We start from the raw sequence: 23,569 nt of genomic DNA on the forward strand, positions 1-23,569 counted from the left end.
CCGTCGATCGAGTCGACCGGAAGAGTCTCCGAACCGGCTGTCGCCGGGGCGCACGTACGGGCGAAGGTGCGCTGTCGCAAGGCCACGAGCACGGGCCTCGCCACCGCGTCATGTCGTTCACTTGATGACCCGGACACTACCCGAAAGACCGACTATTTCCTAGCCGAAAGTATGAGGCTAGGCGTTTGGAGAGGGAGCGGGCGGGGATCAGCCGCGCTGGTCCGATGCGTCGACAGTGGTCGCGGCCGGCTGGGCCGGCTTCACCGCGAACGGGTGACGCAGTTGCCGCATGGCCTCCTCGCTGCTGTCGAAGGTCACCGCCGGTCCGTCCAGCCCGTCGCCGTTCGACGTGGCGAGGAACAGGGCGGGTCGACCACTGTCGTTCGATGTCATGCAGGGATCCTGTCTCTACTGAAGGGGTGCGTCTGGGGCCTCGGCAACGTCGGCCGTGCGACCTGGTGACGCTTCGGCGCACACGCTGGCGCCCGAATGCTGGTGTCCTGTGCACGGGCGAACGCCCGGCGACACCGACACCCCGCACCATACCCGGCGCCGCCACCACATATGCGCCGCCGACGGACCCGCCTCGCTTGTGGCGAACCGGTCGCCCGGGAATTCTGTAATCCCCCCCGCTGCCGCGAGTCTCCGATCTTGAGGGCGGTCAGCACACCCAGCGTGGGCGCCGCGCGGATGAGCACCCAAGGAGTGAGACCCATGTCGTCAGCCGGTCGAGCACTGCCCGATGTCGGGTTGGTCGTCGCGGCCCGGCAGGGCGACCAGCGCGCTCTCGACGACGTCGTCGCGGCCTCGCTCCCGCTGGTCTACAACATCGTCGGGCGTGCGCTGCGCGGGCACGCCGACGTCGACGACGTGGTCCAGGAGACGTTGGTACGGGTGATCCGGTACCTGCCCGCGCTCAACGACCCGGCGGCATACCGGTCCTGGCTGGTGGCGATCACCATCCGCCAGGTGCGTGACTGGGAGACGCGCCGCCGCGTCGCGCTCAACCGCGACGCCGGGCTGGACGCGATCCACAACGTGCCCGACCCCGCCTCCGACTTCGCGGGGATGACCATCCTCCGGCTCGGCCTCACCGACCAACGACGCGAGGTCGCCGAGGCGACCCGCTGGCTCGACCCGGACGACCAGGAACTGCTCTCGCTGTGGTGGCTGGAGGAGACCGGCGAGATCACCCGGAACGAGGTCGCCGACGCGCTCGGGTTGTCACCCGGGCACGTCGCGGTGCGGATCCACCGGATGAAGGAGCAGATCCAGAGCGCCCGCGGTGTCGTACGCGCGCTCCGCGCCCGCCCTGGCTGCCCGGACCTGGGCGCCGTGACCGCCGAGTGGGACGGCACGCCCAGTTCGCTGTGGCGCAAACGACTGGCTCGACACGTCCGCGACTGCGCGTTCTGCGGACGGCTGGGCACCACCCTGCTGCCGATCGACCGGCTGCTCGCCGGTATGCCGTTGCTACCGCTGCCGGCGGGTCTCGGCGCCCACCTGCCGAACGCGGCCGCCCCGGCAGCCGCCGCGCAGGCGGTCGCGCCGCCGAACCCGACGGCCGGACCCGCCGCCGGCACGACACCACCCGGCGCCACCGATGCGGGCGGTGGCCAGAGCGTCGTCGACCTCGCGATGAACCGGCCCCGGGGCCTCGTGCCGTCCCTCGCCGCCGGTGTGGCCGCCGCCGTCGTGGCCATCACCATGGCGGTGGTGATCCAGCCAGACGACCCGTCCGCGCCCTCGTGGGCGGCACCGCCGTCTGCCGCGCCCACCGCCGTCGCCACCCCGAGCGTCGCGCCCTCGCCGAGCGCACGCCCCTCGTCGAGAGCTCCGGTCGCGCCGGCGGTCAGCTCCACCCGCAAGGGCGTCGGGGTGTGGAACTTCGCCGGGGCGAGTCAGGCGTTGGCGAACTCGAGGGCTGGCTGGTACTACACCTGGGGCACCCAGCACCCGGGGATCAGCACTCCGCGCGGTGCGACGTTCGTGCCGATGATCCGCAGCGCGGAGAACGTCACCGCCGATGAGCTGGCCCGGGCCAGGGCCGCCGGGCCGTACCTGCTCACCTTCAATGAGCCGGACATGCCCGAGCAGGCGAACATGACAGTCGAGCAGGCGTTGGACCTGTGGCCGCAGCTGATGGCGACGGGCAGCAAGCTGGGCAGCCCCGCGGTCGCCTGGGGCGGGCCGGACCCGCAGGGTTGGCTGGACAGGTTCATGACCGGCGCCCAGGCCCGCGGCCACCGGGTGGACTTCATCACGCTGCACTGGTTCGGCGCCGACTTCACCACCGCCACAGCGGTGGCCCAACTCCGGCAGTACCTCCAGGCCGTCTACCAGCGGTACCGGAAGCCGATCTGGCTGACCGAGTTCGCGTTGATCCGCTTCACCGGAGGCGGTTCGCAGTTTCCCAGTCAGCAGCAGCAGGCGGCCTTCCTCACGGCGGCCACCGCAATGCTCGGCCAACTCCCCTACCTGCACCGCTACGCCTGGTTCGGGCTGCCCGCCACCGACAAGGACCGGTCCGGGTTGTTCCGCGACGGAAAAGAGGCGACAGTGGTCGGCCGCGCGTTCCAGGCCGCCCGTTGAGCGGGGACGAACCGGTGGACGAGCAGTTCGTGGCAGAGCGCCCCGGCTCTCGCGTACGGACCGGGCGGCTGGTCGGCGTCGTCGCGACCCTGGTCGCCACCGCGTTGGCCGTCGGTCTCAGCCAGGGTTGGGGCCGCACCGACCAGGCCCCCGTGGCCTCGTCGGCCACCGCCTCGTCGGCCGCCGCGGTGCCGACCGCGCCGGTGGTGCTCAACGGCACCGACGACGCCTTCGTCCAACTGCTGATCCCGATGAACGAGGGCGCGCTCGCGCTGATCGACCAGCTCGACACCCGCCCGGCGGCCGCTGATCCGTCGCTGCGGGCCCTCCTCGGCGAACTCCGCACGGCTCATCAGGCGGAGTTGCGGGACCTGCGGGGGCTGTTGGCCGCGGGCAACGTGCCGGAGCTGAACATCCACGAGGGGCATCAGATGCCCGGCATGGTCACCGATGTCACCCTCGCCGAGCTGCGTGCCGCTCCGGACGCCGAGGTGTCATCCCGGGCGGCCGCCCTGATCCGGGCGCACCTCGCGCAGACAGTGGTGCTGTGCCGGGGTGAGCAGACAGCCGGGGGAAGCCCGGAGCTGAAGGCGCTCGCGGGCCGGATCCAGCAGGCGCGGGCCGCCGAGCTGAGCACGCTGGACGACCGGCCCGGCGCGCCCACCGCCGCGCCGGGCGGCTGACCATGCCCTCCAGAGGGCCAGCCGATGCGGACGTCTGACCTGCACGCCGACGTCCGTCCCCCGTCCCGGGCGTCCCGCCCCGCCCACCGTGCCGTCACCTCCGACGCCGTCCGCCCGGCCCGCCGCGCGACGCACCGGCCCCGGAGCGCAGCACCGCCCGACGCGCTCGCCTCGGTGCCGGCGGCAGGTTGGCGTGCTGGCCACCGTCGCGCCGCCGGCCGCGCCGCCGTCGTCGCCTCGACCCTGACGGTCGGTGTCGGGTGGCTGCTCGCGATCCTCGTCGCGCCGCACGTCACCCTCTCGCCGGGTGCGCGGATGGTCGCCCTCTTCTGCCACCTGACCTGCCTCGTGGTGGGCTTCGGCGCGGTGCTGACTGTGGACTGGTTCAGCCTGCGCTGGCTGCTGCGCCGGGAACCGCTCGGCACTGTGCTGACCGCCGCCCGCGGCGCGCACCTGCTCATCTGGCTGGGCCTGGTGGGTCTGCTCGCCAGTGGGGCCGCCCTCGGGCCGGACACGTCGTCCGGGCTGGTCTGGGTCAAGTTGCTGGCCGTGCTGGTGGTCGGCGTCAACGGGCTGTTCCTCGGCCGGGTCCGGGATCGACTCGTGGCAGTGCAGGGTCGCCCGCCCTGGTCGGCACTGCTCCCCGGTGTCGCCGCCGCGACGATCTCGCAGTTCGCCTGGTGGACCGCGACCCTCGTCGGCTTCTGGAACGCCAACAGCTGACGGTCACCAACAGCTGACGGTCACCAACGGCCGACGGTCGCCGGCCGGGTCGGTGGGTCAGGCCGGCGTCGGGTGTCTCTGCGCGAACCGGGCGCGGGTCAGGAACGCGAGTTGGGCCCGCTTGTCCGGCATGTCGATCTCGGAGTCGAAGGTGAAGCCCTCGATCTCCAGTCGGCGCAGGGCGAGGTGGTTGCGGACGTCCGGCTCGACCACGATTCGCTGCGCGGCCGGGTCGCGGAACAGGAAGCGGGCAACGGCCGGGCCGACCGCGTTGGTGAGGCTGCGGGCGAGGCGTCGGTCGGGGCTGAGTAGCAGGTGCATCCCCACGTCGCCGGGCTGGACGGGGTAGCGCTCGCCGACCGGGTCCGCCTCGGGCTGATAGCTCTGGAAGAGGCCGACCGGCTCCCCGTCGACAATGATCAGGTACGCGTGATGGGTGGGCAGACTGTCCACAAAGGCGTAGATCTCGCGTACCTCTTCGAGGGTGTGCGAACCCATGCCCCAGAAGGCGTTGCGGGGGAGGGTCACCCAACCGTGCAGGAGGGCGGCGTCCCGTTCCGGGTCCACGGCCACCAACGACAGCTCGCCGAGACCGGCGATCTTCTCCTGGTACGTCATCGGGCGCTGTCCTCTGTTCCATCCGGGGCGCAACTTAGGTTAACCTCCCCTAACCAAGGATGACCTTACCTGGAGGGGTGCGTGAAACGGAACTGGGAGGCCCTGGTCCTCAAGGCCATGGGAGGGCGGGACTTTCAGTTGACCGTCCTGAGCACCGAGTCGATCGACGGGCACTACCAGCGGCTCCTCCTGGACGGGGGCGGCCTGCTGGAGACGTGCGGCGTGCACCCCACGATGTGGATCCGGCTGTGGTTCGACAACGACGGGCGGGCGCACCAGCGCGCGTACACGCTGGTGGACCCCGACCCGACCACCGGCCGGTTCACACTCGAATTCGCCATCCACGACGGCTGCGCCGCCCGGTGGGCCACCACGGCCAAGGTCGGCGACACCATCGGCGCGACAGTGCAGGGCAGCGCCTTCGAACTGCCCGACCCCGCGCCCGAGCACCTCTACCTCGTCGGTGACGCGGCCTCTCTGCCCGCGGTGAACAGCCTGCTCGACGCCGGTGCCGACATCCCGGCGACGGTCTGGCTGGAGTACGCCCACGAGGGCGAGAAGGCGCTCGCGCTGCGGGCCCGGGCACACCACGACGTCACCTGGGTGCCACGGCGCGACGAGGGTCAGCACCTCGTCGACACGGTCTGCGCGGCAGTGCCGACCAGCGGCGCGGGCCACTACTGGGTGGCCTGCGAGGCGGCCACCACCCGGGGCATCACCCGACACCTCCGCAAGACGCTGGGCGTCGACAAGGACCGGTTGACCTCCCTCGGCTACTGGAAAGCGGCATGAAGGGCCGGCTCGGCACCCTGACCGCGCTGTACGTCACCCAGTACCTCGGCGTCGGCTTCATCACCGTCGGGCTCACGGCCATCCTGCGCGACGGTGGCACCTCGCTGGACACGCTGGCGCTGTTGCAGATCGTCGGCCTGATCTGGCCCATCAAGTTCCTCTGGGCACCGATCCTCGACCGGTACGGCTCACGGCACCGTGGCCACTACCGCTCCTGGCTGCTGGTGCTCCAGACCGCCCTGGTGCTGGCCCTGCTGGCGTTGCTGCCGTTCGCCAGCCCGGCCGACGCACTCGGCCCGATCATCGCGATCTGCGCCGCGTACGTGTTCTTCTCGGCCACCCAGGACATCGCCGTGGACGCCGTCGCGGTCCGGATGCTCGCCGACTCGGCCCGGGGGACCGGTAACGGCATCCAGGTCGCCGCGAGCTACCTCGGCAACCTGCTCGGTGGCGGCGCCTGCGTCCTGGTCTACGACCAGTTCGGCTGGGCGCCGGCGATCGGCCTGCTGGTCGCGATGACGGCGGTCGGCCTGCTGGTGGTGTGGCGGTTCCAGGAGCCTCCCCGTACCGATCGGGTGGAACGGGTCGGCACCGCCTACCGGGCGCTGCTGTCGGTGTTCGGCCAGCCGGGCTGCCGGTGGTGGACGTTCGGTGTGGTGCCGCTGGTCTACGTCGGCGCGGGCATGGCGTACGCCCTGGTCACTCCGGCGCTCGTCGACGCCGGCTGGTCGTTGGGTCGGATCGGCGTCGTCACCGGTGTGGTGACCAGCGCCCCGGCCATCGTGGCGGGCCTGGTCGCGGGTCTCGGGATCGGGCGGTTCGGGCGCGGTGGCGTGCTCGTGGTCGGCGGCGTCGCGCTCACCGTGTCGACGTTGCTGCTGCTGCCGCTGATGAACGGTCAGGCGCCGCTGGGCGGGACTGTCGCCGCGCTCTGCTGCTTCATGGTGGCGTACACCATCGCCAACGTCGTGCTCTACACGGTCAACATGGACTACTCGCGGCCGGACACCGGTGGCACCGACTTCACGGTCCTGTCGTCGTTCGGTCTGGTCTGCTCGTTCGTGGCGGCGTCCATCGGTCTCGCGGCGGCCGACCGGATCGGCTACCCGGCGGTCGCGGTCGCGGCCATCGTGCTGGTGGCGGCCGGCGTCGCTCTCGGCCTCGTCCACCAGCGGCGGTTCCCGCACCGGCCCGGCCCGGGGGCCGATCAGCCCACCGCGGGCCCGGCGCCCGAGCAGTCCGCAGTGGACGGCGTCAAGGCGGTGGCGTGACCACTGTCCAGCCGGCCACCGACACCGCGACATCGGCCCGACTGCCACAGCGATGGCTCATTCTGGCCGTGCTGTGCGTCGCGCAGTTGGTGGTGGTGCTGGACAACACGGTGCTGACAGTGGCGGTGCCGGTGCTCACCACCGAGTTGGGCGCCAGCACCGCCGAGGTGCAGTGGATGATCAACGCGTACGCGTTGGTGCTGTCCGGGTTGTTGCTCACCGCCGGTAGCGCCGCCGACCGGTACGGTCGCCGCCGGATGTTGCTCGCCGGGCTGGTCCTGTTCGGCGTCGGCTCGCTGGCCGCCGGGCTCGCCAGTACCAGCGGGCAACTGATCGCCGCGCGGGCCGGGATGGGGGTCGGTGGGGCGCTGCTGGTCACCGCGACGCTCGCGGTGGCGATGCAGGTCTTCGATGCCGCCGAGCGGTCCCGGGCGATCGGCATCTGGGCGGCCACCAGCGCGTTGGGCTTCGCCGTCGGGCCACCCATCGGCGGCACTATCCTCGCGCACCTGCCGTGGGGTGCGATCTTCCTGATGAACGTGCCGATCGTGCTGGTCTGCCTGCTCGTCGCTCGCGCGCTGGTCCCGGAGTCCCGCGGGCCGGCCGGCGGGCGACTCGACGTGCTGGGCGCCGTGCTCTCCACCGCCGGCCTGACAGCAGTCGTCTGGGCGATCATCTCCGGGCCGGAGCGTGGCTGGGCGTCGACCGAGGTGGTCGGCGCGGCGATCGTCGGCGTACTCCTGCTCGGGATCTTCGTGTGGTGGGAGCGACGGATCGCGCACCCGATGCTGGACATGCGCTTCTTCCGGGACCGGCGCTTCGTCGGTGCGATCTCCGGCGTCGTGCTGATCACGTTCGGCGCCACCGGAGCGCTGTTCCTGCTCACCCAGCACCTCCAGTTCGTCAGGGGTTATCCCGCCTGGGAGGCCGGTCTGCGGATGGCGCCCTTCGCGCTCTCCATCGTGCTGCTCAACGTCAGTGGCGTCGTCGCGAGCGTGATCCGTCGGCTCGGCCTGGCGATCGCCATCGCCGTCGGCATGACGCTGCTCGCGGCTGGCCTCGCGCTGGTCACCCTCTTTCCGTCCGACGGGTACGGGGTGCTGCTGGCCGGGCTGCTCGTCATGGGTGTCGGTTGCGCGCTGGCCAACCCGGCCATCGTCGAGGCGGTGATGAGCGCGATCCCGACGGCGAAGGCCGGCGCGGGCGCGGGTGTCGACGGCACCATGACCGAGGTCGGCAGCAGCCTCGGCATCGCGGTGCTGGGTGCCGTGCTGAACGCCCGGTTCGCGGCGCTGCTGCCGGCGGCCCTGGCCGGTGCCGGATCGTTTCCCGCGGCTCTCGCAGCCGCCCGCGAGGGAGCCGAACGGGAGGCGGTGACTGTCGCCTTCGCCTCGGCGTTGGAGACGGGGCAGTTGGTGGGCGCGGCTGCGGTGATGATCGGTGGCCTGGTGGCCGCCGGGTTGCTGCACCGGGCAGACCGCACCAAATCCGTCCAATAAGGGTAGGCTACCCTAATAGTGACATCGTGGTAGTCGACGGAGGCGGCATGCGGCTCTACCTGACCGCGCTCAACCCCACCGACGCCGTCCTGGACGGGTTTCTCCCGGCGGCGGCGTCGCTCGGGCTGTCGACCACAGTGCTGACCGACCGGCCGGGCGAATGGCCGGCGGAGGTGCGGGTGGCGCGGTGCGCGGTCCGTGACCCGGCCGCTGTGGTCGCGGCGGCGGCACCCACCCGACCGGTGGCGCTACTGTCCAACAGCGACCATCTCCAGGAGGCCACCGCGATCGCCGCCCGAAAGCTCGGTCTGCCCGGCAAGGACCCGGACACCGCGCGTCTCTGCAAGGACAAGGCCGCGGCCCGCCGGGCGATCGCCGCTGCGGGCCTCGATCTGGTACGCACCGTCACAGTCGAACCCGGCGCCGCGCCGGAGGTGCCGACCCTGATGTTTCCGGCGGTGGTCAAACCCCGCGAGGGAGTGGCCAGTGAGGATGCCTACCTGGTGGCCGACCACGCCGAGTTGGTCGCCCGGGTCGCCGAGATCCGTGGCCGGCGGCCCGACGTGGCCCTGGTGGTCGAGGAGTACCTCGACGGCGAGCTGCGCACCTTCGAGACCCTCGGCGACGGCACCGAACTGGCCTCCCTCGGCGGGTGGCGCACCGGCCTCGGCCCGCCGCCGACCTTCACCGAGGAAAGTCTCGACTGGTCGCCCCCGGGGGAGCAGGCGCGCACCCAGCTGCGGGCGCGGCTCGACGCGCTCGGGGTCGGCTTCGGCGCCTGCCACACCGAATACGTCGTCTCCGACGGCCGGGTCCGGCTCATCGAGGTGAACTACCGCCTCATCGGCGACCGGATGGACCTGATCCTCGCCGACCTGTTCGGTGTGCCGTTGTTCGAGTACGTCATCCGGCTGCACCTCGGCGAGCCGCTGGCCGCCCTCGGCCTGCCCGACACCGTGGACCGATACGCCCGGGTGGAGTACGTCTGCGCGGACCGGTCCGGCCGTCTCGTCGCCGCACCGGGCCCTCTGGACGCCGCCCACGGCGATGTCCGGCTGGGCTGCCGTCCGCTGCGCGAGGTGGGCCGCACCGCCGAGCACACCGGCACGAACCGCGACTACCTCGCCGTGCTGCACGGGATCGGCCCCGACGAGAGCACCGTCCGGCAGTCGCTGGCGGCCCTCCGCAGTGGCCTCCAGTGGACCATCGTCGAGTGAGCGACGACTGCGAGCGGGAGGTCTTCGCCCGGGTGCTCGACGCCCTGCTGCGCGAGGACCACCTCGAGCTGCGCAGCGCCGGCCGACCGGACGGGCCCGACTGGTGGCAGGTGCCGCACCCCGCCGGCCTGCTGCGCATTCCGGTCCGGGCGGACGGGTTCCAGCAGGCCCTGCGCACCGCCGCGCCGATGGTGCTGCTGGTGGTCGGCGCCGGCGACGTGCGGCGTACGGAGACGCTGGACGGGCTGTTGACGCTGCTCGCCCCGCGCGGCAACGCCGAGGCGGAGGCCGGCTGGCGGGACTTCGCCGTCGAGTGCCACGCCGACCTGCGGGCCCGACGGCTCGCCGCCCGCAACCGGGCGCGGGTGCTCACCGAGGTGGCCGCCGAGCGCGCGCACGCCCCGACCGGCCTGCCGGGGGCGCTGCTGGACGACGTGCTCGCCGCCCACCAGGGCCACCCCGTCTACCCCACCGACCGGTGCCGGCACGGTCTGCGCGACGACGAACTGCTCCGGTACGCCCCGGAGCACGCCCCCCGTTTCGCGCTGCGCTGGTACGCCGCCCCGGCCGAGGACGTCCGGCTCGCGGGCGAGCTGCCAGCGTGGTGGCCGCGCGCGCCACGACCGGATCAGCTGCTGCTGCCGGCCCATCCGATCACAGTGGCCCGCGACGCGCTCCCGTTGGTCGACCTGCCGGTGACCCCGGTGCGCCCCACCCTCTCCATGCGGACGGTGGCGCTCGACGACGACCCGTACCTGCATCTCAAGCTGCCGCTGCCGACCGCGAGTCTCGGCGCGCGCAACCGACGCACGCTGCAACCGGGTTCACTCGCCGACGGCGCGGCAGTCGCCGCACTGCTCGACCGGATCGCCACCGCCGAACCCAGCTTCGCCGGTCGGATCCGGCAGGCCGACGAGAGCACCTGGGCGCACGTCGACGGCGACGAGCGCCGCGGTTTCCTGCTCCGCCGATTTCCGCGTGACCTGGCCGGCGTCCAGGTGGTGCCGGTCGCGGCCCTCGCCGCCGCCGACCCGGTGGCGGGCACCGTCCTCGCACGGATCAGCCCGCAGCGGCCGGTCCAACTGCTGGAGTCCTATCTGGACCTGCTGCTCGACTGGCACGTCTTCCTCTGGCTCCGCCACGGAATCGCCCTTGAGGCGCACCCGCAGAACATCCACCTGCTGGTGCGCCCGGACGACACTGTCGGCCTGCTCTACAAGGACAACGACGGCGCCCGGCTCGACCCGCGGCACGACGGCCCGAACGGGCTCACAGTGCACGACGACCGGATGTGGGCGCGCGACCCACACGAGCTGGCCGACGTGTTCACCACCATCACCCTGCACCTGGCCGCCGCCGCACCCCTGGTCGCCCTGGCCGCCCGAGGACTGCCCGTGCCGACACCCGCCGAGGCGCTGGTGCCCCGGCTCGCCGCCGCCCGCGACCGGTGGGGCGACGGACCGGCGGTGCGGACCTTCACCGAACAGGTCCTGCACGCCACCCAACTGCCCATCAAGGCGATGCTCACCGCCGGCACCCTGCTGCCCAAACAGCGGCTGGGCTGCGCCGACATCAACAAGTACTACCTGCGTACCGGCCCGAACTACCTGCGGGAGACACGATGACGAGCGCCCAGTTGCGCTCCCGGCCGGCCAGCGACACCGGTCAGCGCGCCGACCTGGCCGCCGCCCACGCCGTCTTCGGCTGCCTGCTGCGCGAGCTGGCCCCTTCGGACGCCACCCCGACAGTGGTCGACGGTGCCGTACGGCTGCTGCTGCCGCACATCGACGTCACGGTGCGCTGCGAGGTCGCGCGAACCTCGCCGCTCGGCGCGCACCGCTACACCGGGCCGGTCCAACGCACCACCGGCGGCGGACGGTGGGAAGACCTGGACGCCGACGGGTTGGCCGCCCTGGTCGCCGCGGAGCTCACCACACGTACCGGACATGCCAACGACGAGTTCGTCGAGCAGGTCCGGGCCAGCCGCGACACAGTGGCCCGGCTACTGGCCGACCGACCGGCCGAGGACCCGACCCCCACCGGTGAGCCCGCCATCGACGCGTACGTCGACTCCGAACAGTCGCTGGTCTTCGGCCACCCGCACCACCCCACCCCGAAGTGGCGCAGCGGTGACCCGGACAGCTGGCGGGCGTACGCGCCGGAGCTGCGCACCGCGTTCCGGCTGCACTGGCTCGCCGTACCGGACGACCTGACCGCCGACGCCGGACCGTTCGATCCGCTGGTGGCCGCCCTCGACCCACCACGGCCCCCGCGTGGGCACCGCGTCCTGCCGGTGCACCCCTGGCAGCTGTCGCTGATCCCGCCCACCCACCCACGGCTGCGCCACCTGGGGGCGGCCGGTGTGCCGGTACGGCCCACGGCGAGCGTCCGTACCCTCTACGCCCCCGAGGCCGACCTGTTCGTGAAGACCAGCCTCCACGTGCGCATCACCAACTGCCTGCGCAAGAACGCCCGCTACGAACTCACCGGCGCTGTGGCGCTGACCGATCTGCTGGCCCGGGTGCCGCTGCCGGACGGGGTGCGGCTGCTCGCCGAGCCCGCCTACCGCACTGTCGACGTCCCCGGCCCGGACGAGGCGTACGGGACGATCCTGCGTGGCGGTCTGCGCCCGCACCTGCGTCCCGGCGACACCCCGGTGCTGGCAGCGGCGCTGGCCGCGGCCCCGCTGGTGACACCGGATCCGGTGGCCTGGTGGCGCGCGTACGTCGGCCTGCTGGTGCCGGCGGTGCTGCGCAGTTGGCTCGGCCACGGCGTCGTGCACGAGGCGCACCTGCAGAACGTGGTCGTCGTGCTCGACCGGGACCGCCGCCCGGTACGCATGCTGCTGCGCGACCTGGAGGGGGTGAAGCTGGACGCCGACCGGTGGGGCGCCTGGCCGGACGGTGTCCCGGCGCAGGTCCGCTACGGTCCCCGGGCGTCCCACCGCCGAATCGTCTACTGCCTGTTCGTCAACCACCTCGGTGGGATCAGCGGCGCCCTCGCCGACGCGCGGCCGGGAGTCGAACGGCGGCTGTGGCAGGAGCTGCGTGCGGTCGTCGAGTCGGTGGCCGCCGACCTCGGTGACCCGGCCGAGCTGCGCGCGCTGCTGACCGGGGAGCCGCTGCTGGCCAAGGCGAACCTGCTGGTCCGCTGGCGGCGCGACGCCGACCGGGCCGCACCCTTCGTGCCGGTACCGAACCCCATGGGTGGGCCACGATGACCCGACCGGTCTACGTCCACGACCTCGACGCGCTGGCCGGGCAGGCCCGAGCCATCCGGGCGGCGCTGCCCCGGCCGGTCGAGCTGCTGTACGCGGTCAAGGCCAACCCGGATCCCGGTGTGCTGCGAACCCTCGCCCCGATCGTCGACGGGTTCGAGGCCGCCAGCCGGGGCGAGCTGAGAAGGCTGGCCGAGGTGCTGCCGGGGCGGGCGCCGGCCGCGTACGCCGGGCCGGGCAAGACCGACGCGGACCTCGCCGCCGCTCTCGCCGCCGGGGTGCGCCGCATCCACGTCGAGTCACCCACCGAACTGGCGCGACTCGGCGCGCTGGCCACCGCGGCGGGCCGGTCGGCCCAGGTGCTGCTGCGGGTGAACCTGCCGGTCGACGCGCCGGGCGCGAGCCTGGTCATGGGCGGTGGACCCAGCCCGTTCGGCATGGACCCGGCCGACGCGGTGGCGTGCGCACGCCGCCCGCCCGCCGGCATCGACGTACGCGGAATCCACGCCCACCTGGCCAGTGGGTTGGACGCACCGCTCGCCGCGACTGTTGCCGCCGCCGTCGTCGAGTGGGCGGCGGCCGAGGTCGACGCCGCCGAGGTCGACGTGGGCGGGGGCATGACCGTCGACTACACCGACCCGGACGCGCGGTTCGACTGGGAGGGCTACGGCCGGGCCCTGGCGGACGTCCTGGACCGGCATCCGGGAGTGCGGCTGCGCATCGAGCCGGGCCGGTCGGTCACCGCCCACTGCGGGGCGTACCTCACCGAGGTCGTCGACGTGAAGCGCTCCTACGGCGAGTGGTTCGTGGTGGTGGCCGGCGGGACGCACCACCTGCGGACGCCGGCGGCGAAGGGGCACGCGCAGCCGTTCACAGTGCACCCGCGACGCGGTGCCGGCGGCCCCCGCACCGACGGCGGGCCGGTCACAGTGGTCGGGCAACTCTGCACCCCGAAGGACGTGTTGTCCCGCTCGGCCACCGCCGGGCCGATCGGCGTGGGTGACGTGTTGGCGTTCGCCATGGCCGGCGCGTACGCCTGGAACATCAGCCACCGTGACTTCCTGCTGCACGAACCGCCGCACTTCCGTACCGGTGACCTGCACAAAGTGGCCGCCGAGTGGGCGGCCCGGCCGCTCGGGGGGTGAGCCCGGGAGGCTCGATCGGCTCGGTGTGTTATCGATAACATGCTATCTTTCGACCGGGAGTGAAGGGCACGCTCCCGGTCACCCGAGCCGGCCGGCGAAGACGCGCCGAGGGCCCCACCCTCCCGCCGCCTTCCCCGTCGGTGACCAGTCCGGGCCCCCGTCGACGCCAGGCGACCGTTGTTGGTCGCCGAACGGCAAGGAGCCCCAGCAATGCTGAGACGTAGGTTCTTCCTCCCATCCATCGCGGCCGCGGCGCTTCTCCTCGCGGCCACCACCGGCGGCGCGCTGAGCGGCGGCTTCGGTGCCACGGCGGCGGCCGCCGACTACGGCACCCTCGCGGCGACCGCCGGCTGCGGCAAGGCCCCCACACTCGCCAGCGGGACGCGCACGATTCAGAGCAGCGGCCAGAGCCGCACGTACAACCTGCGGATCCCGGACGGGTACGACCGGAACCGCCCCTACCGACTGATCTTCGGCTTCCACTGGTTGAACGGCTCGGCCAACAACGTCACCTCGGCCGGCTACTACGGGCTCCAGCCACTGTCGAACAACAGCACCATCTTCGTCGCTCCGCAGGGTCTCAACGCCGGCTGGGCCAACACCAACGGTCGCGACCTGACCCTGTTCGACGACATCTCCCGGCAGATCGAGAACGACCTCTGCGTCGACACCACCCAGCGCTTCGCCCTGGGCTGGAGCTACGGCGGGGCCATGAGTTACGCGGTGGCCTGCGCCCGGCCCACGATCATCCGAGCGGTCACCGTCATCTCCGGCGCGAACCTCAGCGGATGCAACGGGGGCACTCAGCCCGTCGCCTACTTCGGCATCCACGGCATCTACGACAGCGTGCTGAACATCTCCCAGGGTCGGCAGCTGCGCGACACGTTCGTGCGGAACAACGGCTGCACCGCGCAGAGCCCGCGCGAACCGAGCCGGGGCAGCCTCACCCACATCACCACCGCGTACGCGGGATGCCGGGCCGGCTACCCGGTGCAGTGGGCGGCGTTCGACGGGGACCACACCCCCAGCCCGGTCGACGGGTCGGGCAGCCCCAACGACTCCCGGACCTGGACCTCGGGTGAGATCTGGCGGTTCTTCAGCCAGTTCGAGTCGACCACGCCACCGACGACTCCGCCGCCGACCGACCCGCCGCCCACGGATCCGCCGCCGACCACCCCGCCGCCGACCGGCGAGCCCGGCACCTGCACCGCCACCTACCGGACGCTCAACACCTGGCCCGGCGGCTTCCAGGCCGAGGTGACAGTGGCCAACAACTCCACCGCGGCCTTGAACGGCTGGACCGTCGGTCTGACCCTGGCCAGTGGTCAGGCCATCAGCAGCCTCTGGAGCGGCACCAACACGGGCACCACCGGCAGTGTCACAGTCAGGAACGCCGCCTACAACGGCACTGTCGGCCCGAACGCCTCGACCAACTTCGGTTTCACCGCCACGGGCAACGGTGCCACGGCACCCAGCAACGTCACCTGCACCAGCCCCTGAGTTCGCCAGCACATGGGCCCGGAGCCGACCGGCTCCGGGCCCATGGTGACGCGGGTGCCGCGACTCCGTGAGATCGTCATGGATTCGGGAGGGCTGCTTCGTGTAGAAGAGAGGCTTGATCGCCGCACCGGGCAGGCCGTTGCAGCCAACGGGCCCATTGACCCCTCACGAAGGTCTTCACCAGCGATGATACAAGCAATTGGATTGACGAAGTCCTATGGCCACGTGCACGCGGTGAACGGGGTCAGCTTCGAGGCGCGGCCCGGTCGCGTCACCGGCTTCCTCGGGCTCAACGGCTCTGGCAAGACCACGACCCTCCGGATGCTTCTCGGGCTGACACGTCCGACCTCCGGTGAGGCACGCATCAATCACCGGCGGTTCCGCGACCTGAAGCACCCGTCGAAGGAGGTCGGCGCCGTCCTCGAACAGGGAATCAGCCATCCCGGTCAGTCCGGCCGAGCGCATCTGGTCTCCCAGGCGCTCATCGTCGGTGCGAGCCGGTCACGGGTCGACGCACTGCTCGACGAGGTTGATCTCGCGCAGGCGGCTGGTCAGCGCACCGGCCAGTACTCGCTGGGCATGCGGCAGCGGCTGGCGGTTGCCACCGCCCTGCTGTGTGACCCACCGGTACTCGTGCTGGACGAGCCGGCGAACGGCCTCGACCCCGAGGGTGTGGCGTGGATTCGCGCTCTGCTGCGCAACCACGCCAACCGGGGAGGCACTGTCCTGCTGTCGAGCCACCTGCTCGCTGAGCTGGCCCATCTCATCGACGACGTCGTGATCATCGTCAAGGGGCGGGTCACGTGCGAGGCGCCGCTCGCCAGCCTGTACGACAACGTGGCCTCCCGTCTGCGGATCCGCAGCCGTGATCAGCGGCGGTTGTGGCAGGTGTTGGAGAGCGCCGGCGGGCGTGTCACCAGGAATGGTGATGTTCTGGAGGTGGTGGGCCTGACGTCCGAGGATGTCGGCGAGATTGCCTTCCAGGCGCGGGTGCCGCTGCACGAACTGACCGTCGACCCACCGGACCTGGAGCAGATCTTCCTCACCATGGCGGCCGCTCGATGATCTCGATCCTCCGCAGCGACCTCTACCGAACCGCGACCATCCGGTCGAGCTCGATCTCGCTGGCCGTGCTCGTCCTGCTGGGCCTGCTCCTCGGAGCGGTGAACATCGACGCCTGGGCCCTGTTGGCCGGCATGGGCGCGTTCGGGTTCGCCGCGATGGTGGTGGCGCAGCACTACCAGCACCGCACGGCCTTCCTGCTCTACCTCTCGCAACCCAGGCGGATGGTGGTGCTCGGTGGACAACTGGTGGCGGCCATCGTCGTGGCCACCGCCTTCGTCGCCACCAGCGGCCTCGCCGTTCTGATCCGGGGTGAGTCAGGGCCGTACAAGGACCTGCTGACGGTGGTGCCGATCATGGCGATCCTCGCTGCCTCCTGCGCGTCCATCGTCCGGCGGTCGACGTGGCTCCTGCTCGGTAGTGCGGGCTGGTTCGTCTTCGTCGAGGGTCTGATCGGCAGGTTGAAGCTGCCACTGCCGTTCACGTCGCTCATCAGCGCCGGCGCCGGCGACACCCGCGGCCTCCTGATCGCCTCCCTGTGGGCCGGCGTGGCCGTCGTCGTGGCAAGCCTCAGCATCGGCCGTGACCTGACGGGCGACTAGTTCGACCGGGCAACCACTGGTGGTTCGCGTCGAGCCCGGCCCGGCCCACACCGAGCGGCGGCGCTTGCCCGAGGCCCTGACCAGCGGTGAGCTGGTCAAGGCCTCGGTGCTCGTCTGCGCGCGACTAGCTTTCGCCCTCGAGCAGGTCGCGGAGGGCGTCGAGGGCGGCGATCTCCTCCTCGAACGTCTTGCCGACGACCGGGCCGAGGAAGCGGGACAGCCCGCTCGGCTGCCACGCCAGCTTCAGGGTGAGCTGGGTCCCGCCGCCATCGGTCGGCCGGAGCGTGTATTCACCCTGGGTGCGTACCACGCTGCCGGTGGCCTGGAACGCCAGACGTCGACCCGGCTCGAACCCGGTCACCTCGTAGTCGGCCGGGATGCGGCTCCCACCGGGGCCCTTGAGTCCCTGTCTGTAGCGAGCGCCGACCCCCTCGCCGGAGACGCGCGCGACGTCGAGCACGTTGGGACGCCAGCGCGCGTCGTTCTCGCCGCGGGCGAGAAAGGCGAAGACGTCGTCGGGGGTCCGTCCGATCTGCACTGTCTTCTCTGCCGAGGGCACAAGAAACCTTTCTCCGGAGGTCAGGGAACGATCTTCATCTGTGCCATCATCCCACTCGCGGAGTGGTCGATCATGTGGCAATGGTAGACATACCGGCCAAGGTACGGCCCGAATGTCGCCTGGAGTCGGACCGTCTCGCCCGGCCCCACCGAGATGGTGTCCTTCACTCCGGCCTCTCCCGGTGCCGGCGGCTGGCCGTTGCGGTCCAGCACCCGGAACTGGACCAGGTGGGGGTGGAAGTTGTGCGGGATGCCGAAGAGCGTGTCGCCGTTGGTCACCGTCCACACCTCGGTCGTGTTGCGCTTGATCTCGGTGTCGACCCGGTCGGCGTCGAACTGCTGCCCGTTGATGAGGAACTGCCCGGTCGACGGGTTGAAGTTGAGCGTGAACGCCCGCTCCTTGGTGGCCGCCGGCAGCGCGGGGATGGTGCTCAGCCGGTCGGGCACCCGGCTGGTGTCGGCGGCGGCCCGGTTGACGTCGAAACGCAGCACCGGCCCGGCCACGGCGTCGTCGAGGAAGACCTGGCTGCCGACCGGGAACGCACGGAAGTCGACGACGATCTCGATCCGCTCGCCGGGTGTGAGGCTCCACGAGCGGATCGGCGTCGGCCCGGTGAGCAGCCCGCCGTCGCTCGCGATCTGGGTGACCTCGGCGTCGTTGCCGAGCCGCAGGGTGAACGTGCGGAGGTTGGACGCGTTGGCGAAGCGCAGCCGGTACTTGCGGGCGGCCACCTGGAAGTAGGGCTGCGGCTTGCCGTTGACGAGGATCGTGTTGCGGAACTGGAAGTCGTCGTGTTCGAAGACCAGGCTCGCGTCTTCGGCGAACCGCGCGTCGCGCAGCATGATCGGGATGTCGTAGTTGCCGGACGGCAACCGGAGTTCGGCCTGGGCCGGGTCGTCGATCAGGAAGAAGCCGGCGAGCCCGCGGAACACGTGCTCGGCCTCCATGTGATGGGCATGGTCGTGGTACCAGAGCGTGGCGGCCCGCTGCTTGTTGGGATAGCTGTAGAGCCGGCTCCTACCCGGGTCGAGCACGTCGGTCGGGAACCCGTCGCTGCTCGACGGTGTGTGGCCTCCGTGCACGTGTACCGCGGTCGGCATGTCGAGGTGGTTGCTGTGCGCGATGACCGCGAGCCGGCCCGTCTTGACCCGGAACGTCGGGCCGGGAAACTGCCCGTCATACGTCAACACTTCGGTACGCGTCCCGGGCAGAATCTCCACTTGAGCCTTACGGGTGGAAACGACGTAGAAGTCGGTGTTGGCTACCGAGGCGATCGGCTGTTGTACGGGTGGTATCGGCATCCGGACAGCGAATGGGGCGGTGACGGCCGCGACGTGTGCCGCCTTTCCGTGGTCGGTGTGGGTGCCGTGGGCCGGCGCCGCGGACGGGGTGGAACCGCGCGCCGCCGCCGCCGCGGTGGCCGTGACCAGCGCGGCTGCTCCCGCGGTGGCGCCGGCCTTCATGACGTTGCGTCTGCTCACCATTGGTCGCTCCACTCCTGGTGGTCGAGGTCTCGGGTGAACTGTCAGGGAGACACCTCGACGCGCAGTCGAAAACTGGTCGCGACCAAATGTGGATTTCACCTTAAGTTTTGGTGTGACTACCAAAAGCTAAGCTTCGATGCTTCCAACGGTGCGCGGTGAGACCGTAGACTCGTGCGAGTAGTCGGCCGTGACAACTCGTAAAAGGCCGATCCGATCTGAGTGCTTTGTCGCCCACGACGGGGGGAGTCGGCGACACGGCGGGCAGCCGGCGCTGGGGAGAGCCGTTCGTGCCCGCACCTGGGGAGCAATAGGGCACACACCGGGGGATCCGCAATGGTTGTTGGGAAAAACGATGCGCTGCGGAGGACCGCTGCCGAGGTCCTCGAACGCAGGCGTCAACCGATTCTTGCCGCCTACCGTCAGCGTCTTGCCGCTGCGAGTGACGACTTTGCCGGGGCCGCTGACCTGATCGACAGCTACCCGACGCAGGCCGACGCCCTGCTCCGGGAGACGATGGCCGAGATACGTCGCGAGACGAACAATCCACTGTCGACACCACCGCCGGCGGTGTCCACCGAGGGCGTCGAGCTTCATCCACGCGAGTGCTTCCGCGCGGTCGTCGCGCTGGCCGACATCGTGTTGGCCGACGCGCTGGAGCAGCTGGGTGGCCAGCCCGACCAGGGCGTGATCCTGGCGCTGGTCGCCGACGCGCTCACCCGCACGACACTGACCCGGCTGCTCGACGCGAGTTCGCGCTACGCCGCCGGCCTGATGAACGAGGTCCACCAGGCGCAGATCGCCGAGCGTTCCCTGATCGCGCGCGAGCTGCACGACCGGCTGGGCCACAGCCTCAGTGCGGCGTACCGCAATCTGGAGGCCCACGAGCTCGCCCAGGAACGTCGCCACGACGACGTCGATCGCCGGGTGGTCATCGCCCGTGAGTCGCTCCACGACGCGGTCGGCTATCTGCGGGTGCTCATCGCCGACCTTCGGCTCTCTCAGCCGCTCGGGTCACTCGACGAGGCGCTGGCCAACTTCCTGTCGACTGTCGAGACGGGCGAGACACGTCTGCACACCGAGATCAACGGCGACGAGTCGTGGGTGCCGCCCGAGGTGCTCGACGAGGTCTTCCTGGTCGTCCGTGAAGCGCTGCGCAACGCGGTCGCCCACGCCGGCGCTCGAGTGATCCACGCGGTCATCGACATCACCCCGCACGAGTTGCGGGCGACAGTCGCCGACGACGGGGTGGGCTTCGATCCCGCGACGGTGCGCGACGGCTCCGGCCTGCGCGCGATGGCTGAGCGCGCGGCCGTCGTCGGCGGTCGCCTCGCGGTGCGCGCGACGGGCGACCACGGCGCTTCGGTCGAGCTCGTCGTGCCGCTGCTCGCCGTCGAGGCGGGGGTCGGCCGGTGACCGTCACGATGATCGAGCCGACCCGCATCGTGTTGGTCGACGACCACGTCGTGGTGCGCGACGGCCTCCGGGAGATCCTCGACGCCCAGCGCGACCTCGTGGTCGTCGGCGAGGCCGGCGACAGCGGCGCCGCGATCAACGAGATCCGAATCCGCCAGCCCGACATCGTGCTGCTCGACGTGCAGATCCCCGGCGACGGGGTGACCACCACGGTCCGCCGGATCCGCGACGTGGCGCCGGCGAGCCGGGTCATCATCCTCAGCATGTTCGACGGCCCGACGCTGTTGCGCGAGTTGTTGACCCTCGGCATCTGCGGCTACCTGCTGAAGAACTCGACCCGCCAGGAGTTGGTGGCGGCGATCCGCGGCGCCCGCGCCGATGACGCGCCGGTGATGCTGGCGGTGTCGCGGGAGAGCCTGACCCAGGTGCAAGGGCCGGTGCACAGCACATTGTCGGACCGTGAGCGCGAGGTCCTGCAACTGGTCGGTCAGGCGATGAGCAACGCCCAGATCGCCGGTCGGCTCTGCCTGTCGGAGGCGACGGTCAAGCGCCACCTGCGCAACATCTTCGCCAAACTCGGTGCGGTTTCCCGGATCGACGCGGTCAACAGGGCCATCGCGGCCTCGCTGATCGTCCTGCCGAGGCTCTGCGATCCGACCTTTCACGGATAGCGGGCCGCTCAAGGATTGCTCTGGGTAACTTGCCCGCAAACGGGCACTCGTGTTGGACTAATGCCGTGAATAGCACTCGCCTGTTCGTACTCGGAGCGCTCGCGCGCGGGGGGCCCATGCATGGGCACCAGATCCGCCGGGCGGCCCAGGTCGACCGTACCGAGCTGTGGAGCGACGTCAAGCCGGGGTCGCTCTACGGTGCGCTGCACCGGATGCAGGTCGAGGGCGTCATCGAGGCGGTCCGGACCGAGCAGGAGGGCAACCGGCCGGCCCGCACGATCTACGCGCTCACCTCGGCCGGTGCCGCGGAGCTGATCGATCACCGCGACGAGGCGCTGCGTGACACCAGGCTCCGGCACGACCCTGTCGATCTGGCCCTGCAGAACGTGATCGACCTCGGCGAAGACGAGCTGCGCGTGATCATCGTGGCGCGCCGGAAGGCCCTCGCCGCGCAGCTCGACTCGTGGCTCGCGCTCCGGGAGCTCGCGGCGCCGCACATCCGTGGTCTGGAGTGGACGACGTTCCGTCATACCGAGCTCCGACTCCGTACCGAGCTCGCCTGGCACGACGAGCTGCTCGACCAGTTGCCCAAGCTGATGGCCAATCAACCGACATCGATGACCACCTCGTGACGGTGCCAGCCCCGGCCCCGGTGGCATCCCCGGGGCCAGGGCTGGCGGCATGTCACTTCGCGGGCTCGGGCTGGCTGGTCACGTTCCAATCGGGCTTGCTTGCCTCGGCCCAGGGCTCTTCGGGTCGACGGGGCAGCAGGTAGACGAGAAGGAACGTGAGGATCACGCCAACCAGGACGGCGCCGACCGTCCACTGGACCGCCCGGTTGAAGTTGGTCTCCAGCGCCCTCGTGGCCGCGCTGTCGAAGGCCGCGCCGACCGCACCCGGTGCCGAGTCCTCGCAGCCGGGCGGCGTGGCCGTCGGATCCGACGCGCGTGACTGACGGATGAAACAGTCGGCGAAGGTGGTCGTCGCCGCGCTCGCCTGCGCCGGCGGCAGGCCCGCGGCGACAAGTGAGGCCTGGAGCTCAGGGCTCGCCTTCTCCGCGGCCGTCGCCGAGTAGGAGCCGAGCGTCCCGAAGAGGACCACGCCGGCCACCGCGACGCCGATCGCCTGGCCGAGACGCTGGGCGGTGCCGAGCACACCGCTGGCCGCGCCCGCGTCCTGCCAGGGCACGCCGGCCAGCACGATCTCGACGCTCGGCGCGATCACCAGGCCCGAGCCGAAGCCGGCGAAGAGCAGGGCCGGCAGTAGTTCCAGGCCGGAGCCCCACCAGTGGATCGTCGCGATGATGCCCACCATGCCGACGATCACGATGCCCGCGCCGAGCATCAGGACGCCGCGACCGAGCGCACGGGCGACGTTGTCGGAGATGGCCGCGCCGACCAGCGTGCCGAACGAGAACGGCAGCAGGATGAGGCCCGTCGTCAGGGCGGACTTCTCCAGGCCGATCTGCAGGTGAAGCGAGAGCGCGAAGAGCAGGCCGATGAAGCCAGCGAAGTAGCAGAGGCTGATGCCGACGCCGGCGGAGAACGAGCGGTGGGCGAAGAGGCGCATGCTGACCAGCGGGACCTGGGCGCGTCGGGCGCGGCGCAACTCCCACACTGCGAAGACGGCCAGCGCGGGCAGCGCCGCCGCCATCGAGACGAACGTCCAGGCCGGCCAACCCAGGCGCTGGCCCTCGACCAGGGGGACGGCCAGCAGCAGAACGGCGGCCGAGACGAGCAGCATGCCGATCACGTCGAGGCCACCGCGGCGGCCTCGCGACTCGGGCACCAGGATCAGCGCGGCGACGAACGTGGCCAGTCCGATCGGCACGTTCAGCAGGAACACCGGTCGCCAGTCCCAGCCGTTGAGGTCCCACGCGATCAGCAGGCCGCCGAGGAGCGGGCCGCTGGCGGTCGCGATGCCGCCGATCGCGCCGTAGATCCCGTAGGCCTTGCCGGTCTCCTTCGCCGGGAAGGTGGTCTGGATGAGCGCCAGCACCGGCGGGTTGAGGATGCCGGCCATCATGCCCTGCACGACCTGGAACGCGATCAGTTGGCCGGGTGTGTCCGCGAGTGCCGACGCCGCCGACGCGAGCGTGAACCCCGCGACGCCGATGAGGAACAGCTTGCGGTGGCCGAAACGGTCGCCGATCCGGCCGGCGGGGATGAGCAACAGGCCGTAGCCGAGCGCGTAGCCGGCGATGACCCACTCCATGGCCGTGTAGGTCGACTGGAGGTCGCGCTGGATCGGCGCGACCGCCACATTGACGATCGTCGTCGCCAGCAGAATCATGAACGCCCCGGCCAGAATGACGGCCAGGATCAGCCATCGGCGCGGATTGGGTGGGGCGGCGCTGCGTTCGTCGGTCCAGCTCTCCGTCATCGTGTTCCTCCTGGTGTCGGACGGGGGTCGACAGCGGACCCACCCTTCGACTACACGCCGTCGCGTACGATTAGTCAAGTACGGCTATTTGCGTATGACCTGTACGGCACATGAGGAGGGCCCGGGTCAGAAGCTGACC

General features: G+C 71.2%; 21 protein-coding genes. 16 read left to right on the top strand and 5 right to left on the bottom strand.

What is annotated here, in order from left to right:
* Positions 1–207 precede the first annotated feature (207 nt).
* A complete protein-coding gene (locus IW249_RS12370; RefSeq protein ID WP_196920857.1) occupies positions 208–393 on the bottom strand; it encodes a hypothetical protein in 186 nt (61 codons plus the stop codon).
* Positions 394–714: 321 nt separating this feature from the next.
* Between IW249_RS12370 and IW249_RS12375 the strand changes: the two genes are divergently transcribed.
* Genes IW249_RS12375 through IW249_RS12385 form a run of 3 tightly spaced genes read left to right on the top strand, consistent with a single transcriptional unit; the run spans position 715 to position 3,998 of the window.
* Entirely contained in the window at positions 715–2,592 is a 1,878-nt protein-coding gene (locus IW249_RS12375) for a sigma-70 family RNA polymerase sigma factor (RefSeq protein WP_196920858.1), read from the top strand.
* Positions 2,593–2,606: 14 nt separating this feature from the next.
* Positions 2,607–3,275 carry a DUF305 domain-containing protein gene (locus tag IW249_RS12380; RefSeq protein ID WP_307788576.1) on the top strand — a complete coding sequence of 223 codons (669 nt, stop codon included), beginning with the start codon at positions 2,607–2,609 and terminating at the stop codon, positions 3,273–3,275.
* Between the two features lie 24 nt (positions 3,276–3,299).
* Entirely contained in the window at positions 3,300–3,998 is a 699-nt protein-coding gene (locus IW249_RS12385) for a hypothetical protein (protein WP_196920859.1), read from the top strand.
* A gap of 57 nt (positions 3,999–4,055) precedes the next feature.
* On the opposite strand, the gene IW249_RS12390 is transcribed toward IW249_RS12385, so the two are convergent.
* On the bottom strand, positions 4,056–4,616 hold the full coding sequence (locus IW249_RS12390) for a GNAT family N-acetyltransferase (protein ID WP_196920860.1): 561 nt from the start codon (positions 4,614–4,616) through the stop codon (positions 4,056–4,058).
* A gap of 81 nt (positions 4,617–4,697) precedes the next feature.
* Between IW249_RS12390 and IW249_RS12395 the strand changes: the two genes are divergently transcribed.
* The 10 genes from IW249_RS12395 (at position 4,698) to IW249_RS12440 (ending at position 16,921) form a co-directional block, all read left to right on the top strand.
* Entirely contained in the window at positions 4,698–5,408 is a 711-nt protein-coding gene (locus tag IW249_RS12395) for a siderophore-interacting protein (RefSeq protein WP_196920861.1), read from the top strand.
* On the top strand, positions 5,405–6,679 hold the full coding sequence (locus IW249_RS12400) for an MFS transporter (RefSeq protein WP_196920862.1): 1,275 nt from the start codon (positions 5,405–5,407) through the stop codon (positions 6,677–6,679). Before IW249_RS12395 ends, IW249_RS12400 begins: the two co-directional genes overlap by 4 nt.
* Complete coding sequence (locus IW249_RS12405; protein ID WP_196920863.1) at positions 6,676–8,178, top strand: MFS transporter; 1,503 nt, start codon at positions 6,676–6,678, stop codon at positions 8,176–8,178. Before IW249_RS12400 ends, IW249_RS12405 begins: the two co-directional genes overlap by 4 nt.
* Before the next feature lie 47 nt (positions 8,179–8,225).
* Positions 8,226–9,395: an ATP-grasp domain-containing protein gene (locus IW249_RS12410; protein WP_196924757.1), complete on the top strand. Its 1,170-nt coding sequence runs from the start codon at positions 8,226–8,228 to the stop codon at positions 9,393–9,395.
* Entirely contained in the window at positions 9,392–11,020 is a 1,629-nt protein-coding gene (locus tag IW249_RS12415; protein WP_196920864.1) for an IucA/IucC family protein, read from the top strand. The genes IW249_RS12410 and IW249_RS12415 overlap by 4 nt, the downstream gene beginning before the upstream one ends.
* Complete coding sequence (locus IW249_RS12420; RefSeq protein ID WP_196920865.1) at positions 11,017–12,615, top strand: IucA/IucC family protein; 1,599 nt, start codon at positions 11,017–11,019, stop codon at positions 12,613–12,615. Before IW249_RS12415 ends, IW249_RS12420 begins: the two co-directional genes overlap by 4 nt.
* A complete protein-coding gene (locus tag IW249_RS12425; RefSeq protein ID WP_196920866.1) occupies positions 12,612–13,757 on the top strand; it encodes an alanine racemase in 1,146 nt (381 codons plus the stop codon). The genes IW249_RS12420 and IW249_RS12425 overlap by 4 nt, the downstream gene beginning before the upstream one ends.
* A gap of 210 nt (positions 13,758–13,967) precedes the next feature.
* Positions 13,968–15,257, top strand: coding sequence for a CE1 family esterase (locus IW249_RS12430; RefSeq protein WP_196920867.1), 1,290 nt, complete (start codon positions 13,968–13,970; stop codon positions 15,255–15,257).
* A 54-nt stretch (positions 15,258–15,311) separates the two neighbouring features.
* Positions 15,312–16,322, top strand: coding sequence for an ABC transporter ATP-binding protein (locus IW249_RS12435; RefSeq protein ID WP_372432958.1), 1,011 nt, complete (start codon positions 15,312–15,314; stop codon positions 16,320–16,322).
* Positions 16,319–16,921 carry a hypothetical protein gene (locus IW249_RS12440; RefSeq protein WP_196920868.1) on the top strand — a complete coding sequence of 201 codons (603 nt, stop codon included), beginning with the start codon at positions 16,319–16,321 and terminating at the stop codon, positions 16,919–16,921. Before IW249_RS12435 ends, IW249_RS12440 begins: the two co-directional genes overlap by 4 nt.
* A 124-nt stretch (positions 16,922–17,045) precedes the next feature.
* Here IW249_RS12440 and IW249_RS12445 read toward each other — a convergent pair whose 3' ends face one another.
* Both IW249_RS12445 and IW249_RS12450 read right to left on the bottom strand, forming a co-directional pair.
* Positions 17,046–17,480 carry an SRPBCC family protein gene (locus IW249_RS12445; RefSeq protein ID WP_307788577.1) on the bottom strand — a complete coding sequence of 145 codons (435 nt, stop codon included), beginning with the start codon at positions 17,478–17,480 and terminating at the stop codon, positions 17,046–17,048.
* A 20-nt stretch (positions 17,481–17,500) separates the two neighbouring features.
* Positions 17,501–18,964 (bottom strand): multicopper oxidase family protein, encoded by a 1,464-nt coding sequence (locus tag IW249_RS12450; protein ID WP_196920870.1) that lies wholly within the window; start codon positions 18,962–18,964, stop codon positions 17,501–17,503.
* Between the two features lie 333 nt (positions 18,965–19,297).
* On the opposite strand from IW249_RS12450, the gene IW249_RS12455 reads away from it, so the two are divergent.
* From IW249_RS12455 to IW249_RS12465, 3 genes are all read left to right on the top strand, one after another.
* A complete protein-coding gene (locus IW249_RS12455) occupies positions 19,298–20,377 on the top strand; it encodes a sensor histidine kinase (RefSeq protein ID WP_196920871.1) in 1,080 nt (359 codons plus the stop codon).
* Positions 20,374–21,048, top strand: a complete 675-nt coding sequence (locus tag IW249_RS12460; RefSeq protein ID WP_238683696.1) for a response regulator — start codon at positions 20,374–20,376, stop codon at positions 21,046–21,048. The genes IW249_RS12455 and IW249_RS12460 overlap by 4 nt, the downstream gene beginning before the upstream one ends.
* Before the next feature lie 65 nt (positions 21,049–21,113).
* Positions 21,114–21,680, top strand: a complete 567-nt coding sequence (locus IW249_RS12465) for a PadR family transcriptional regulator (protein ID WP_307788578.1) — start codon at positions 21,114–21,116, stop codon at positions 21,678–21,680.
* 52 nt (positions 21,681–21,732) lie between these two features.
* Here the strand turns inward: IW249_RS12465 and IW249_RS12470 are convergent, their stop codons facing one another.
* Positions 21,733–23,430, bottom strand: a complete 1,698-nt coding sequence (locus tag IW249_RS12470) for an MFS transporter (protein ID WP_196920873.1) — start codon at positions 23,428–23,430, stop codon at positions 21,733–21,735.
* Positions 23,431–23,569 lie beyond the last annotated feature (139 nt).

It is taken from the genome of Micromonospora vinacea, from assembly GCF_015751785.1.
GTDB classification, from domain to species: domain Bacteria; phylum Actinomycetota; class Actinomycetes; order Mycobacteriales; family Micromonosporaceae; genus Micromonospora; species Micromonospora vinacea.